The 15,029-nt window shown below is 53.8% G+C and carries 9 protein-coding genes; 7 read left to right on the forward strand and 2 right to left on the reverse strand.

The window, feature by feature from the left end:
- Positions 1-6 precede the first annotated feature (6 nt).
- The 3 genes from VHE34_RS07640 to VHE34_RS07650 are packed head-to-tail and all read left to right on the forward strand — an operon-like array spanning position 7 to position 2,658.
- Positions 7-1,191 (forward strand): glycosyltransferase, encoded by a 1,185-nt coding sequence (locus VHE34_RS07640; RefSeq protein WP_325586354.1) that lies wholly within the window; start codon positions 7-9, stop codon positions 1,189-1,191.
- Entirely contained in the window at positions 1,188-1,802 is a 615-nt protein-coding gene (locus tag VHE34_RS07645; protein WP_325586356.1) for an acyltransferase, read from the forward strand. The genes VHE34_RS07640 and VHE34_RS07645 overlap by 4 nt, the downstream gene beginning before the upstream one ends.
- Positions 1,803-1,848: 46 nt before the next feature.
- Positions 1,849-2,658 (forward strand): glycosyltransferase family 2 protein, encoded by an 810-nt coding sequence (locus VHE34_RS07650; RefSeq protein WP_325586358.1) that lies wholly within the window; start codon positions 1,849-1,851, stop codon positions 2,656-2,658.
- A gap of 55 nt (positions 2,659-2,713) precedes the next feature.
- Here the strand turns inward: VHE34_RS07650 and VHE34_RS07655 are convergent, their stop codons facing one another.
- Positions 2,714-7,177, reverse strand: a complete 4,464-nt coding sequence (locus VHE34_RS07655) for a PKD domain-containing protein (protein ID WP_325586360.1) — start codon at positions 7,175-7,177, stop codon at positions 2,714-2,716.
- Between the two features lie 693 nt (positions 7,178-7,870).
- Here VHE34_RS07655 and VHE34_RS07660 point away from each other — a divergent pair.
- Together VHE34_RS07660 and VHE34_RS07665 are read left to right on the forward strand one after the other, a co-directional pair.
- Positions 7,871-9,229, forward strand: a complete 1,359-nt coding sequence (locus tag VHE34_RS07660; protein WP_325586362.1) for a flippase — start codon at positions 7,871-7,873, stop codon at positions 9,227-9,229.
- A 1-nt stretch (position 9,230) separates the two neighbouring features.
- Positions 9,231-10,106 (forward strand): beta-1,6-N-acetylglucosaminyltransferase, encoded by an 876-nt coding sequence (locus VHE34_RS07665; RefSeq protein ID WP_325586364.1) that lies wholly within the window; start codon positions 9,231-9,233, stop codon positions 10,104-10,106.
- Between the two features lie 3 nt (positions 10,107-10,109).
- On the opposite strand, the gene VHE34_RS07670 is transcribed toward VHE34_RS07665, so the two are convergent.
- Positions 10,110-11,309 (reverse strand): glycosyltransferase, encoded by a 1,200-nt coding sequence (locus tag VHE34_RS07670; protein WP_325586367.1) that lies wholly within the window; start codon positions 11,307-11,309, stop codon positions 10,110-10,112.
- A gap of 87 nt (positions 11,310-11,396) precedes the next feature.
- Between VHE34_RS07670 and VHE34_RS07675 the strand changes: the two genes are divergently transcribed.
- Positions 11,397-12,608 carry a glycosyltransferase family 2 protein gene (locus VHE34_RS07675; protein ID WP_325586369.1) on the forward strand — a complete coding sequence of 404 codons (1,212 nt, stop codon included), beginning with the start codon at positions 11,397-11,399 and terminating at the stop codon, positions 12,606-12,608.
- A 173-nt stretch (positions 12,609-12,781) separates the two neighbouring features.
- Positions 12,782-14,989: a hypothetical protein gene (locus tag VHE34_RS07680; protein WP_325586371.1), complete on the forward strand. Its 2,208-nt coding sequence runs from the start codon at positions 12,782-12,784 to the stop codon at positions 14,987-14,989.
- The last annotated feature ends 40 nt before the right edge of the window (positions 14,990-15,029 follow it).

The following is a 15,029-nucleotide window of genomic DNA, read 5'->3' on the forward strand; positions in this document are numbered from 1 at the left end:
TCATCTATGGACATCGTCATAGTCGGCCTTCAACCCTGGTACGTAGAAATCGGCAGCAATTGCAAAAGCATCGCTCTCGAATTCGCGAAAGAACACCGGGTTCTCTACATCAATATGCCGATCGACAGAAAGACAGCGGCCGGCAGATCCCCGGATCCCAAGATCCTCCACCACCTCGACCTGATCCGCAACCGCCGCGAACGCATCATCCCGATCGCTCCCAACCTCTGGAACTATTACCCCAAACATATCCTCGAATCGGCCAATTGGTTGCCAAGCACAAAACTGTTCAAACTCGCCTGCCTCATCAATGGTCACCGTTTCGCAGCAGATATCCGAGCTGCCACCCACACCCTCGGATTCAAAGACTATATACTCTTTAACGATAACGATATCTTCCGCTCCTTCTATCTAAAGGACCTGCTCCATCCAAAACTCTATATCTACTATAGCCGGGACAACCTGCTCGGAGTACCCTATTGGAAAAAACACGGTTCCACACTCGAACCCCTTCATATCGCAAAGGCCGACATCGGCGTCGCAAACTCCGTCTACCTTGCCAATATGCTCCGCAAATACAACCCCAACAGCCATTACATCGGGCAGGGCTGCAATCTGAAACTCTTCGATCCGGACAAAAACTATCCCCGGCCCGACGATATCAAGGACATCAGCGGCCCGATCATCGGCTATGTAGGAGCCATCGTCGACCTCCGGATCGACGGGAACATCATCGGACACATCGCAAGGACAAGACCCGACTGGAATATCATCATGGTCGGCCCCGAAGACACTACATTCGCCGAAGGCCCGCTCCATCATCTGCCCAACGTCCGCTTCCTCGGAAAAAAAGATATCCCGGCCCTGCCGGCTTATATCAGCCATTTCGACGTATGCATCAACCCCCAACGGATCAACGAGGTTACCATCGGTAACTATCCCCTGAAAGTGGATGAATATCTCGCTATGGGCAAACCCGTGGTGGCCACCCGGACCGAAACAATGTCGACCTTCGGCGACACCGTCTACCTTGCCGATACAGCCGAAGACTATCCACCCCTTATTGAAACAGCCCTCTCCGGCAACGCACCCGATCGCCGCTCACAACGCATCCGGCTCGCCAACACTCACACATGGGAAGCCAGCGTAAGGAACATTTATGCAGCCATCGAAAATAAACGACCCATATGAGTATAATTCAGAAAATCCAGTCCAACCCCCGCCGCAAAGCGCTTGCACTCCGCTTGCTCATACCACGCGGTCAGGCGAGACCGAGATGGTGGGTCCGGAACTTCCTTAACCCCTTCCTTCACCACCGCGGCAGGAATTCCGTGATCCGGCGCTCGGTCCGCCTCGATATCCTTCCCTTCCGCAAATTCTCGGTAGGCAACCTGACCATCGTCGAAGACTTTTCCTGCATCAACAACGGCATGGGCGATGTCACCATCGGCAACAACTGCACGATCGGACTGAGCAATACCCTCATCGGCCCCGTTTCCATCGGCAACGATGTCATCCTCGCGCAACATGTCGTCCTGTCCGGTCTTAACCACGGGTATGCAGATATCAACCTACCCGTTCACCTCCAGAAATGCGATACGGCTCCCATCATCGTGGAAGACGACTGCTGGATCGGCGCAAACGTCGTGATCACCGCCGGCGTCACCATCGGCAAGCACGCCGTAGTGGCAGGAGGAAGCGTAGTGACAAAAGACGTCCCCCCTTTCACCGTGGTCGGCGGCAATCCCGCAAGACCGCTTCGCCGCTTTAATCCGCAAACAGGGGAATGGGAAAAAGCATGAACATTATTTTACCTAGATTTGACCCCAAAACTGCCCGTAATCGAATATGCGCCCGATCTCCATTCCAGCCTCCATCCGGCAACACCTGCAATCCAACAGCGTTCTACTCGGCAACGTCCAAAACATCCGGGAACGCTTCAAGCGCCTGCAACAGGGAACCCCGGAAATCAGCGTGGTCATACCCGCATACAACGAAGAGGAGAACATCCTGCGGACCCTTTCGTCCCTAAGCTGCACAACCTCCCAACGGTCCCTCGAATTCATTGTCGTCGATAATAACTCCCGGGACGCAACCGCCTCGCTCGTAAAAGCCGTCGGGATAACCTGCATCCACGAACCCCGCCAGGGCATCGCAGCCGCCAGGAACACAGGATTGCGTGCCGCCCGCGGCAAACTCATCATCAACGCCGACGCCGATACCATCTACCCACCCGCCTGGATCGACGAAATGGTACGGCCACTGGAAAGATCCGCCACCGCCGTTTGCTATGGCCGATTCTCCTTCATCCCCGTCGGCAATACCAACCGTTTCGTATACTTCTTTTATGAATACGCCGCCGACATGCTTCGCTATTTCAATAAATTCTTCCGGGAAGAAGCGGTCAACGTCTACGGATTCAACTCCTCTTTCCGCCGCGACCAGGGCCTCGAGGTCGACGGCTTCGACCACCCGCCTCAGGCCAGCGAGGACGGCTGGCTCGCCCTCAAACTCCGCAACAAAGGATTCGGCAAACTGCACTACGTAACGAACATCCGGGCCCTCGTCTGGACGACCGATCGCCGCAACCAGATCGACGGAGGACTCTGGAAAGCCCTCGGGAAAAAAGCAAAACGCATCTTTCTCGGAAAAAGATAAAAAAGGCCGCCTGCTCTGCAGACGGCCTTGCTATGATCGACAACAAAACTACTATTTACTGCTTTACCAGCTTGGTCCTGATCACCGATCCATCCTTCAGGATCACGTGTATGAAGTAGACCCCGCCACTCAGCTTCGAAACATTCACCGGGATCGTCGTTGTACCCTCCTGCAAAGACATCGTCTGCCTGTCCGCCAATCCCCCGCCAAGACTGAAGATGGTCATCGTCGCAACCCCTTCGACACTGGTGTTGATCTGCACATTCGTAACATCATGCGCCGGGTTCGGGAATATGAAGATACCCTGGTCCCCGCCATGCCGCGTAACGCTCATAACCCGCACTTTGACAGTGGCACTCGCCGTATCCCCCTTATCATCCTGAACCGTCAGGCGGAACATATACAACCCACCCTGCAGCCCGGTCACAGAAGTGGCGACCTGGTCCGGATTGGCAATGTCTGACCCAACCGGCCCGCTCACCAGCGTCCAATTGTAAGCGGTTATGCTTGACCCCGAAGCCGAAGAAGCACTGCCGTCCAATACCGTCGAGCTCGCAGGCAGCACCAACGTCGTATCCTTACCCGCATCGGCCACCAGCGTCGTAGGTGTGACCGAACCGGAGGCATTCACCGTTATCGACATCTCATCCTGGGCAGTCGCCCCGCTGTTATCCGTTACCACCAGCACGAAGCTGTATTGGCCGGGCACAAGGCCGCTTACCGTCGGAGTCGCCGTATTCGAATTGGCGATCGTAACGCCACCCTTGCCGGATCCCTGGTACCAGTTGTAAGCGGCAATATTTCCATCAGCATCATATGACTTGGTTCCATCCAGCTTAGCCGTTGCTGTAGGCTGCGTGATCGTTTGGTCCGAACCCGCATTGGCTACCGGCGGCTGGTTCGGCGGCAAAGGAAGAACAGTCACCTTCACCGTTGCCGAATTGGCGCTCCCATTGTTATCGGTAGCTATCAATTGGAAAGTATAGGTCCCCGCCACAGTAAGATTCGAGACCGAAAGCTGGAGCGTATTCGCCCCGGTAAGTGTCGCCACCGCCGGCCCACCCACCTGCTTCCAGACAGTGGACACGATCGTCGCACCCCCGTTCGCCTGCGCGGTCCCAGTCAACTTCACCGAACTGGTCGGCAATTGCACCGACACATCGCTACCCGCACTCACAGTCGGCGGAACAACAGCGGCAGGATGAACCGTCACCGTCACCGTACTGTAGGAAGCCAGACCATGATTATCCGAAGCGCCAAGCTGGAACACATAAGTGCCCGCTGTAAGCCCGCTCACCAGCGTTGAAAGATGACCTGCCGCTGCAAACACAGCCGCATTCGGCCCGCTAACCTGCGTCCAGATAGAAGAAGCAATCGTCGCACCGCCATTCCCAGCGGCACTGCCACTCAGCGTTACCGAATTGACAGGCAACGTAATACTCTGCGCCGTGCCTGCACTCACCGTCGGAGCAACATCCGCGGCACTCACCACCACGGTTACCGTGGCCGTAGCCGTCAACCCGTGATTGTCCTTGACAGTCAGCTTGAACACATACGACCCCGCTACCGTCAACCCCGACGCCTGGGGATTGAGCCCCTGCGCCCCGGAAATAGTCGCCTGAACAGGCCCGCTTACCTGCGTCCAAACAGTGGACACAATCGTCCCACCGCCATTTCCCGTCGCAGTACCGCTCAGATCAACCGAACTGACCGGCAACTGGATATTCTGGCCCGAACCCGCATTCGCGGTCGGCGCAATATTGGCCGCATTCACAACCACATTCACATTGTCGCTGGCAGCAAGTCCATTGTTATCCTTGGCCGTAAGTTGGAACACGTAGGCCCCGGCCACCAAACCCGAAACAGTGGGAGCAAGCCCCGTACCACCGGTGATCACCGCAGTGCCGGGCCCGCTCACCTGCGTCCACACCGTCGAACTGATCGTAGCGCCCCCATTGCCGATAGCCGAACCGCTCAACGCCACCGAACTCGTCGGCAACTGGATCGTCACATCATTACCCGCGCTTGCCGTCGGCGGAACATTGGTGACAGCCCCGGCGTTGACAGTCACCGTGACCGTCGCCGTCCCCGTCATATTATTATTGTCGGTGGCCGAAAGCTGGAAGACATAACTACCCTGGACCAGCCCCGAAACCACCGTCTTCAGATTGACCGCGGACTGAATGGTAGCCGTATTCGGACCGCTAACCTGCGTCCAGGCCGTAGTGGCAATACTCCACCCGCTGCCAGCCGACGCCGTACCGGTCAGAATCACCGAACTCGTCGGCAAAGTGATCGTCTGAGCACTGCCCGCACTCACCGTCGGAGCAACGGACGCAGCCTTCACCGTCACCGTCACATTCGCACTGGCCGTCTGACCATTGTTATCCTTCGCAGTCAATTTAAAAGTATATACCCCCGCCACAAGTGACGAAACGGTCGTACTCAGAGCCGCAGGCGAGGCAATCGTAGCCGTCCCCGGGCCCCCCGTTTGGGTCCACGTAGTGGAAGCGATCGTCGCACCCCCATTTCCGGTCGCAGTCCCAGTCAGCGTCGCCGTACTTACCGGCAATGTGATCGTCTGCGCACTCCCGGCATCAACCGTCGGCGGCGCCACCGCGGCTTTCACCGTCACGCTGACCGAGGCCGTCGACGTCAAACCATTATTATCCTTCACCGTCAACTGGAACACATAAGTGCCCGCTACCAGCGATCCAACCGCCGTACTCAGACTCGAAGGAGACGAGATCGTGGCCGTACCGGGCCCGCTGGTCTGCGTCCACGTGGTCGATGCAATCGTCGCACCCCCATTGGCCGTGGCCGAACCCGTCAGCGTCGCCGAATTGGTCGGCAACGTGATCGTCTGCGCCCCACCCGCACTCGCCGTCGGCGGAACAGCAGCGGCATTCACCGTTATCGTAACCGTAGCCGACCCCGTAAGCCCCTTGTTATCCGTGGCCGTCAACTGGAATACATACGTACCCGCCACCAAGCCACTGGCCGCAGTAGTAAGGCTGCCGGCCGCAGCGATCGTAGCCGTATTCGGCCCGCTCACCTGCGTCCATTTCGTCGACGCAACCGAATTGCCGCTGCTCGCCGTCACCGTTCCCGTAAGGTTCACTGAACTGACCGGCAACGTAATCGTCTGCGCCGATCCCGCATTCACCGTCGGCGCCGTAGACACACCGCCTACCGTGATCGTCACCGTGGACGAATTCACTTTCCAATAATTGTCAGTAACAGTAAGCTTGAAAACATACGTCCCTGCGACCAATCCCGATAACTGCGCAGACAATCCCGAAGGGATCGTGATCAGGGCATTGCTGGGCCCCGAAACCTGGCTCCAGATCGTATACACAGGCACCGCCCCCGCATTGCCGGAAGCCGTACCTTGCAATGTCGTCGTAGAAGTGTTGATATTCTGGTCAGGCCCCGCCGATACATTCGGCACAGCCCCAACTAACATCTTGACCAGGCTACAACCCGCAACACCGGGATTCCCAAGACAAAACGGCGAAGGAGAAGGTATCGCTTTATTTGAAAAAGGATTGATGGCCGTAATATAAGGTACATCCCAACTGTTCGGATAATTACCTCCAAGGATCCCCGCAATCCCATCCGCCTCCACAACCCCATTCGCAATAACCCCACCCTTGTTCCGGCCCCAGGCATACAACTGCCCTTTGGCATCCTCGGCATAGGCATAGAAACAAAGTGCACTGCTCACCCAAACATCCGTAAAACTATGCAGCCCTGCTGCGATCTGTACCGGCTTCTGGACCATCAACTCTCCCATCCCCCAATCCCAGGCATATGCAGGGTTGTATGTCGCATAGTTGATCTCCTGCCCATTGCCGATCGCACCGGTCGCATTATCCCCCCAGGCCCAAAGCGTACTGTCCGTGAGGATCGCATAGGTCGCACTGTTATTCGTATAGATCTTGCTCACCTGGTGAGGCAGATTCAACTGACCGTCAAGCAACTGAGGGGAATAAGACTGGTTGCTGTTACCCGCGATACCACCCGTGCCGATCCCCAGATACGGATTGAAAAAACCCCATCCGTACAACTGACCGGTCGTCAACAGGGCATAATGCCACAAATAACCGCCGGCGATATCCTTCGCCGCGGCCGGTAACGCAATCTTATGAGGAGTATTATAATCCGGGTTAGACGTGCCCTGACCCAGATTGTACGGACTCTGATAAATACCCGAACCACCCCAGGTCCACACATTCCCACTCTGGTCAAGGGCAATCCCGATATAATCGAACTGGATCTTCTTGATCACCACACCGGCCGGAAAAGGCACCTGCACCGGGCTCGCATCATTACCCCCATACGTCCCGTCCCCACGCATGCCCGTGGTGGTGTTCCCCCACACCCAAACCGTTCCATCCGATTTCAACGCCGCGGTCGCCCAACCGGAAGTAGCGGCAGGCCCCCCGCCACACAACTGAATGACGTTGTTGAAGACATTCCCTTTGCTGTCAACCTTGATCTGCGTGGGATTGTCCACAGTCGCAGAAATAGTTCCTACACCACATTCCCCGTTGGGATTCGTTCCCCAACTCCAAACATTACCCCCACCATCGATAACCATCCAATGGTGAGCACCACAAACAACAGACTGAATGTTGGAAGGAATCCCCGGCACTAACGTGGGTACGCCCGAGGTGGTGGAATACGCTTGATGCGTCGCCGTGTTCAAGATAAGACAGTTGTACTCTCCAGGACCCACTTGGTACTTCGGTGTTTGTCCTACAACCGGGCACACAAAAAACGATACAACTGTTACTAGCAGGAGTAAACTTCTGGCTTTCATAGTCCTATTGGATTTTAGCAGTTAAAGATAAAGCCCGTAAGAGCCTTTGCTTTTAATAATATTCTTAGATACTGGTGCGGACAAGGCCGTGGAAATTTTCAAACACTTGCGAAAAACGTTACTCAGAAAACAACTTTCATACCAAATTGGCGAACGATCCATGAATAAATTACCTATTTTTTTTAACATCCGGACAATCCCCTGATCTTCCGCCATCTATGCTCAAACGCTAAAAAGGATGATAAATTCCTCAAAGAAATCCCGCCCCGGGAACAATTCCCGTCGCTAAGTGGAGATAAATATGAATTTTTGAATTTTTTATATATATATTTGCGGGCCTTTCCCGCATATCCTTCGACAGAGCCAAAGGATTAATCCCAATCAGACATGGTGAAGAAGTACCTCTCGTCCTACTGGATCCGCTCGGCATTTTATACAGTCCTGCAGCGTTTCTCCATTACCCTGTTCGGCCTCATCAACTTCATCGTCCTCATCCGAAGCCTGAGCAAGGCCCAAATGGGCTCCTGGGCGCTCTTCCTCGTCGTCACTTCCATCTTCGAAATAACAAAAAGCGGCCTGCTGAAAAATGCGCATATCCGCTACGTAAGCAGCAGCACCGACAAAGAAGATAAGGCCGCCATCGCCTCCTCATCGCTGCTCATCAACGCCTCCATTTCCGCCATCTTCATCACTCTCATCCTCGTCTTCTCCGATCACGTAAGCGTCTGGCTGCACACCGGCCAGGAACTGGCCACCATGCTGAAATGGTTCATCCCCGGACTCATCGCCATGGTATTCTACTCCCACCTGGAAGCGATTCAACAATCCCACCTGGATTTTAAGGGAGTATTCGCCGGCGGATTCGTCCGCCAAGTGCTCTTCTTTCTCATGATCGCCGGCCACATGGTGCTCCACAAACCCTATTCAGTCCGCCTGCTGGCGCTCTATCAGTCCATCGCAATCATCATCGGCACCATCATCATCTACCTGTACAGCCGCCCCTATATCCTCCACCGCTTCAACCCCAGCAAACGCTGGACAAAACAAATCTTCAACTACGGCGGCTATATCTTCAGCTCCGGTATCATCTCCAACCTCGTCACCAACCTCGATCAGGTAATGACCGCCCGGTTCATGCCCGACGCCAGTTCGGTCGCCTATTATAACGCCGCATCGAGGATCAACCAATTGATCGACATCCCTTCCTTCGCCGCAGCAGAAGTCATCTTCCCAAAAGTATCAATGGCCTCCACAGCCGAAGGCCCCGAAAAAGTAAGATACCTCTTCGAACGCATGGTAGCCGTCCTCCTCTGCTTCACAGCCCCAACCGCACTCCTGATCATTCTCTTCCCAAACCTGGTGATCCAGATCATCGCCGGATCCAAATACGCCGCAGCAGCCCCTATCCTCCGGCTTTATATGGTCACCGGGATCCTCCGCCCAATGCAACACCAGGCGGCCAACCTCCTGAACTCCATCGGCAAATCCGGCCTTTGCTTTTACCTCAATACCGGCTCACTACTGGTCAATTTACTTCTCAATTACATTTTTTTTTCATATATTGGGTTCTACGGAGCAGCCCTGGGTACCCTCGCCACCTTCATTTTAGGGGCTTTTGTGTGGTACAAAGTGATGAACAGGGAGATTGGCATGAAATTATCTACAATAGGAACATATATGATAGTTCAATACAAAACTATCTTTACTAACGTGCTTGGCCTTATCTCACAAAAAAAAGCTTCTTAGTATGAGAATCGCCCACCTGATCTTAACTCATAAGAAAGACCCGGCACAGCTCGAACGCCTGATCGACGCCCTCAGGCACCCCTCATGCGACATCTTCATCCATCTGGACAGGAAAACACCCATCGATGGCTTCCTCCACCTTGCCCAAAAACCCAATATCGTCTTCATCAAACGCCGCATCCCCGTCTACTGGGCCGGCTATGGCACCGTCCAGGCCACCCTCAACGGCTTTGTCGAGATCCTAAAAAAAGATCGCTACGACTACGTAAACGTCATCTCCGGTCAGGACTTCCCCATCCAAAGCCAGGAACAATTCCTCACCTTCCTTAGAAAAAAGAACTCCGCCGAATTCATCACCTGCGAATCCATAGAGGACAAATGGAAAGCCGCAGCCCCCCGGGTCATGTCCTATCACCTCATCAACTGGAGGATCCCGGGTAAATTCAAACTGGAAAAATTGATCAACCGCATCCTCCCAAAACGGAGATTCCCCCTCAACTACAGCCTCGTCGGAAGATCTAACTGGTTCACCATCTCTGCAGATGCCGTAAAATATATACTGGACTTCGTCGAAAATAACCCGTCCGTCGTACGATATTTCAAATATTGCTGGGGCGCAGACGAACTGATATTCTCAACCATCCTCTACAACTCCCCATTCCGCCAACGCATCGAAGACAATCTCACCTATGTCGACTGGACAGGCCGATCCGACGGACACCCCCGCATCCTCGACAAAGCCGACTTCCAGAAAATCATCTCCTCCGGCAAATTCTTCGCAAGGAAACTCGATCTCGACTACGACAGCGAATTGGTCAACCTCCTCGAAAAAGAGATCGCCACCCCAAAACGACAGCTGGTTACAACCACATTGTAAATCCTACTTGCCCGTGTCCCGAAAAAATTCATTGCTCACATCGGTCTTCGTATGAACCGTATGGATAAACGATTTATGCCCGCGACGCAAATGAAACAAAGTTCCAAACATGATCATCACCGCGCCCGGCAGCTTGGCTACCGCCCGCCAGAAATCCTTGTTTATCATAGAATTGGGAATACCCATCCTCAATGAGAAAAAGAACAAAACCAACAGCCCCGCACAGACCCAGCCCCAAACCGTCCCCATGAAGAATCCGGCCACAACCAACAACGGCAACAAGACCAACAAAAAAGATCGCGGCGGAACCGCACTGTGCAAAAACCCTAAATTGAAATAATTGAGATCCCCCTTTAATAACTGCCGGCAGGCAGACGGGAACGAATCCCACAAAAACGCATACTGACCGGACACCCACCGCCTCCGCTGATTCTGGAAAGCCTTGGAAGAACTGACCTTCTCATCGAAGACCACAGCACTCTCCAAATAATGGATCATCACACCCCGCTCCGCAATCCTCAACTGGATCACCTTATCCTCCACCACCGAATCGATCCCCTTCAAGATATCCCGAAGCAACCCGTATTCAAACGCCATCCCGGACCCGATCAGGGACGCCGATAATCCCAACGCATTCGAACCTTTTCTAAATATATGATTACCAATAGATTCACTACAAGCATCAAGCACAGCGAAAGCACTGTCCAGGTTCTTCGCAACCCGCCTGCCCTGCACCACCCGCGCCCCACCGCCAAAAGCCGCATTCACCCGCCGCAGGAAATCAACCGCCAACACATTGTCCGCATCACAGATCAAAGCAATGTCATACCGCTCCCCGATCCGGGAGAACGCCTCATTCAGGGAGTTCGCCTTCGTACTCTTCACAAAACTCACCTCCACCACCTTCACCCGGTGCCGCCGCAACTCCTCCACCGTGGACCGCTGGAACGAATCAGCCACTATATAAACATCATACAGATCTTCCGGATAATCCAGTGCCAACAAACCCCTCGCCGTCGAAACAATGATCCCATCCTCCTTATACGCCGGCACCAACACCGCAATCCTCCTCATCCCCCCCTCAACGGCCCCCCACCTCTCGCGGTAAAAGAAACGCCCAAAAAAAGAAAGAAGAAATAAATAAAGCACGGATAAACCGGCAATCACAAAAACAAGGATAAAAAGTATACCGGTGACAGACATAGCACGATTTATTAATTTGCCGAAGATACGTATTCGCCTTATTTTGTGCAGACTTTCGTTACAGCGTTAGCAGATTCATATTTATACATGTTTCCAAATAATTATACGTCAGTTTTATCGTGGATATTCCTGCTCAGTGCCTTTATCGTTTTCTATAATTACGTCGGGTACGCCGCCATCGTATTCCTGCTGAACAGCCTGAAAAAGACGCCCCCGACCACTCCCGCCCGGCCCGATGAACTCCCCACCGTCTCCTTCATCGTCGCAGCCTACAATGAGGAAGATTGCCTTAAAGAAAAGATAGCCAACTCTTTACAACAAAATTACCCACCCGGTCGAATAGAGTTTATTTTCATCACTGACGGATCCACCGACAGCTCCGCAGCCATCGTTTCCAGCCATCCCCGGATAATCGGCCTCCATGAAGCCCCACGGCGGGGAAAATCCGCAGCCCTCAACAGGGCCGTAACCCACGCAACCAACGATATCCTTATATTCAGCGACGCGAACACAGCTCTCAACCCCGACGCAGTCCTCAATATCGCCCGGCATTACCTCCTGCCGTCCACTGGCGGGGTCGCCGGCGAAAAGAAAGTACTGACCGCCCACGGCAGCCCCGATGAAGTGGGAGCAGGGGAAGGCCTGTACTGGAAATACGAATCCTTCCTCAAGAAACTGGATTCCGACTTCTATTCCGTGGTAGGCGCCGCCGGAGAACTTTTCTCCGTCCGCCGAAACCTGTACGAAGCCCTGCCACAGGATATCATCCTCGACGACTTCGTACTGTCCCTGAAAGTTGCCGGCAAAGGATATCCGATCCGCTATGAGCCCGATGCTTATGCCATGGAACTGCCTTCCTTCTCCCTGAAAGACGAGGGAAAACGAAAGGTCCGCATCGCAGCCGGAGGCTTCCAGGCTATCTCCCTCCTCACCCCCCTGCTCGCCTTCTGGAAACATCCGCGCCTGTCCTTCCTCTTTATCTCCCATCGCGTGCTTCGCTGGGCCCTCAGCCCCTTCTGCCTTATCCTGGCTGCCCTGTCCAACGCCGCCCTCTGCTTCGGTACGGATATCCTGCTGTTCAAAGTGCTTTTCGCCTGCCAGATCGCATTCTACCTCCCCGGTCTGTCCGCAGCAGCCTCTCCCGCCATCCGGAAAAAAAATAAACTCGCCAGATTCTCATATTATTTTCTGTTTATGAACGTTTCGGTGATCAAAGGATTCATCAGGTATCTGGGCGGCCGCCAGTCCGCTACCTGGGAAAAGGCACGCAGGGCCACCGGCAGCCTCCCGCCCCAGTGACCCGATAACTTGCATTAATTGAAATATGGTGTTATATTTACGCACCTAAATAAATTGCCCCTTGCACGCGCCCAATCCACTCCTATGGTCGGCCGATCGTATGTTCTCAGTAATTATTGAAAGTATCATTTAAGCTATCGTTAATGGATTTCAAGTACCTATACCGACTCTTATTGAACCGAAAGTGGGTCATTATTGGGTCGGCCATCCTGGCAGGCTTTGTTGCCTGGTATTTTACCCGCCACGAAGAAAAGACGTACCGCTCCTTCACCCAGATTTCCACAGGTTACACCATCACCGACGGGATTCGGATAGGCCTGGACCAAAACCAGGACTTCGTCGCCGTCGACACCAAATTCAGCAACGTACTGGTCACTATGACCTCCCCAAGCGTCGTTGACCTCGTTTCCTATCAACTCATCATCCACGACCTGGAAACCTCCCATCCCTTTCGCACCCTCAAACCCGAACAAAAGCGATCGAAGACGTATACCGCGGTCGATATACCGAAGGCTCTGATGCAGTTCAAGGAGAATCTCCAAAGCATGACCCTGCTAAACTCCTTTAACCCCAATGAAAAACAACTTCTGGAATTTATCGCGCTCTATAGATACGACTATAAGTCCATCTCCAAAATGCTCACCGCGTTCCGGCTGCAGCGCACCGACTATATTCAAATCGAATACGCCTCGTCCAATCCCGAACTCTCCGCATTCGTAGTCAACAACGTTTACCAGCAATTCCTCCGGTACTACAATACGACACGATCGGCAACCTCGCGGGAATCCATAGACACCCTGCGCAGCCTGATGGAAAGAAAAAGACAGGAATTCGAAGCCAAGAACGCCCTTCTCCGGGGCGAACAACCCGCGAGCCCGACACTCGACGCGCATAAATACGACCAGATCGCCAATCTGGAAAAAACCATCGTCGACCAAAAGACAAGACAAACCAACCTTAACTACGACCTGCGCAAGATCAACCAACGGCTTGCCGACATGGGCGTCGGCACCCAGGAAAAAGCCGTCGTAACGGATAATTCCAACGCCAACAGCGAACTACTCGCACTCAGGACGTCTATGAACGAGGCCTACGCGAAATACGTCAACGGCGGATCCACCGACCAGGCCCTGTTGAACAGATACAATAGCCTCAAACAGCAATACCAGACCAAACTGCTCTCCATAGCCCCCCAAAACGCCTCCCCCGACGATAAAGGCTCCGATAATCCCCAATTGCGCAAGCAGACGCTCATCGAAAAACGCAATGACCTGAACCTCGATATCCAGGCCACGGAAGCCAATATCGCCGACCTCCAACAACGCCTCGACCAACTGAGAGGAAATGCCGTCGCGGAAGCCTCAAAAGACGCGGCCATGGGCACGTTGATGAAAGAAGCCGACCAGGCCAACAAAGAATACCTGGCCGCCAAACAACGCTACACCGACGCCCTCGACCTCACCACCTCGGCGCCAAGCAATTTCCGCCAGGTACTCATCGGCCAGCCCGCCATCGAACCCGAAGCCTCCAAAAAACTGCTCATCGTCGGAGCTGCCACCGTCGGCGTATTCGTCATCGGCATCGTAATCATCGTCCTGCTCGCATTCCTCGACTCTTCTATCCGTACCCCGTACATCTTCTCGCGGAACGTAGACCTGAAACTGATCAGCATCGTCAACCTCATGGATCTCAAACAAAAGAACCTCAACGACCTGGTCATGGCCGTTGACCAAACCTACGATCCCGAGGACAAACAACGGTTCCATAACGTCTTCCGGGAATCACTCCGCAAACTGCGGTACGAAATAGAGATCACGGGGAAAAAAATATTCCTCTTCACCAGCACCACTAAAGGAGAAGGAAAATCCACCCTCATCCAGGCCCTGTCCTACAGCATGAGCCTGAGCAAAAAACGCATCCTCATCATCGATACCAACTTCTGCAATAACGACCTTACGCTCAAACTGGACGCCGCCCCCATCCTCGAAAAGATCATTCCCAGCGACCGTAACACCGAATCGCTCGCCGAACAGGTACGCAGCCTCTCCAAAGAGGTCGGCAATACCAGCATATTCATCATTGGTTCCCAGGGCGGCGACTATACTCCCTCCGAGATCCTGCCCCGGAAAAACCTGCTCCACTACCTCCATACCCTGACAGGAGAATACGATTACATCTTCCTGGAAGGCCCGCCCCTCAATGACTTCTCCGATACGCGCGAATTGACCCAGTATGTCGACGGCGTGATCGCCGTTTTCTCCGCCGATCACGTCCTGAACCAAATCGACAAGGAATCCCTGCAATACTTCCGGGACCTCAATGGGAAATTCTGCGGCGCAGTCCTGAATAAAGTTGACGTAAAAATGGTTTCACTCACCTGACCAGCCGCCATCAGCATTGTTAAATCGCTTTTGCTTATAT

The organism is Puia sp., from assembly GCF_035546395.1.
GTDB lineage: Bacteria > Bacteroidota > Bacteroidia > Chitinophagales > Chitinophagaceae > Puia.

Excerpts from the sequence above, each read along its gene's own strand:
- VHE34_RS07645 (WP_325586356.1), top strand. The coding sequence starts at position 1,188 with ATGAGTATAATTCAGAAAATCCAGTCCAACCCCCGCCGCAAAGCGCTT.
- VHE34_RS07665 (WP_325586364.1), top strand. The coding sequence starts at position 9,231 with ATGAGAATCGCCCACCTGATCTTAACTCATAAGAAAGACCCGGCACAG.
- VHE34_RS07650 (WP_325586358.1), top strand. The coding sequence starts at position 1,849 with ATGCGCCCGATCTCCATTCCAGCCTCCATCCGGCAACACCTGCAATCC.
- VHE34_RS07670 (WP_325586367.1), bottom strand. The coding sequence starts at position 11,309 with ATGTCTGTCACCGGTATACTTTTTATCCTTGTTTTTGTGATTGCCGGT.
- VHE34_RS07675 (WP_325586369.1), top strand. The coding sequence starts at position 11,397 with ATGTTTCCAAATAATTATACGTCAGTTTTATCGTGGATATTCCTGCTC.
- VHE34_RS07640 (WP_325586354.1), top strand. The coding sequence starts at position 7 with ATGGACATCGTCATAGTCGGCCTTCAACCCTGGTACGTAGAAATCGGC.
- VHE34_RS07660 (WP_325586362.1), top strand. The coding sequence starts at position 7,871 with ATGGTGAAGAAGTACCTCTCGTCCTACTGGATCCGCTCGGCATTTTAT.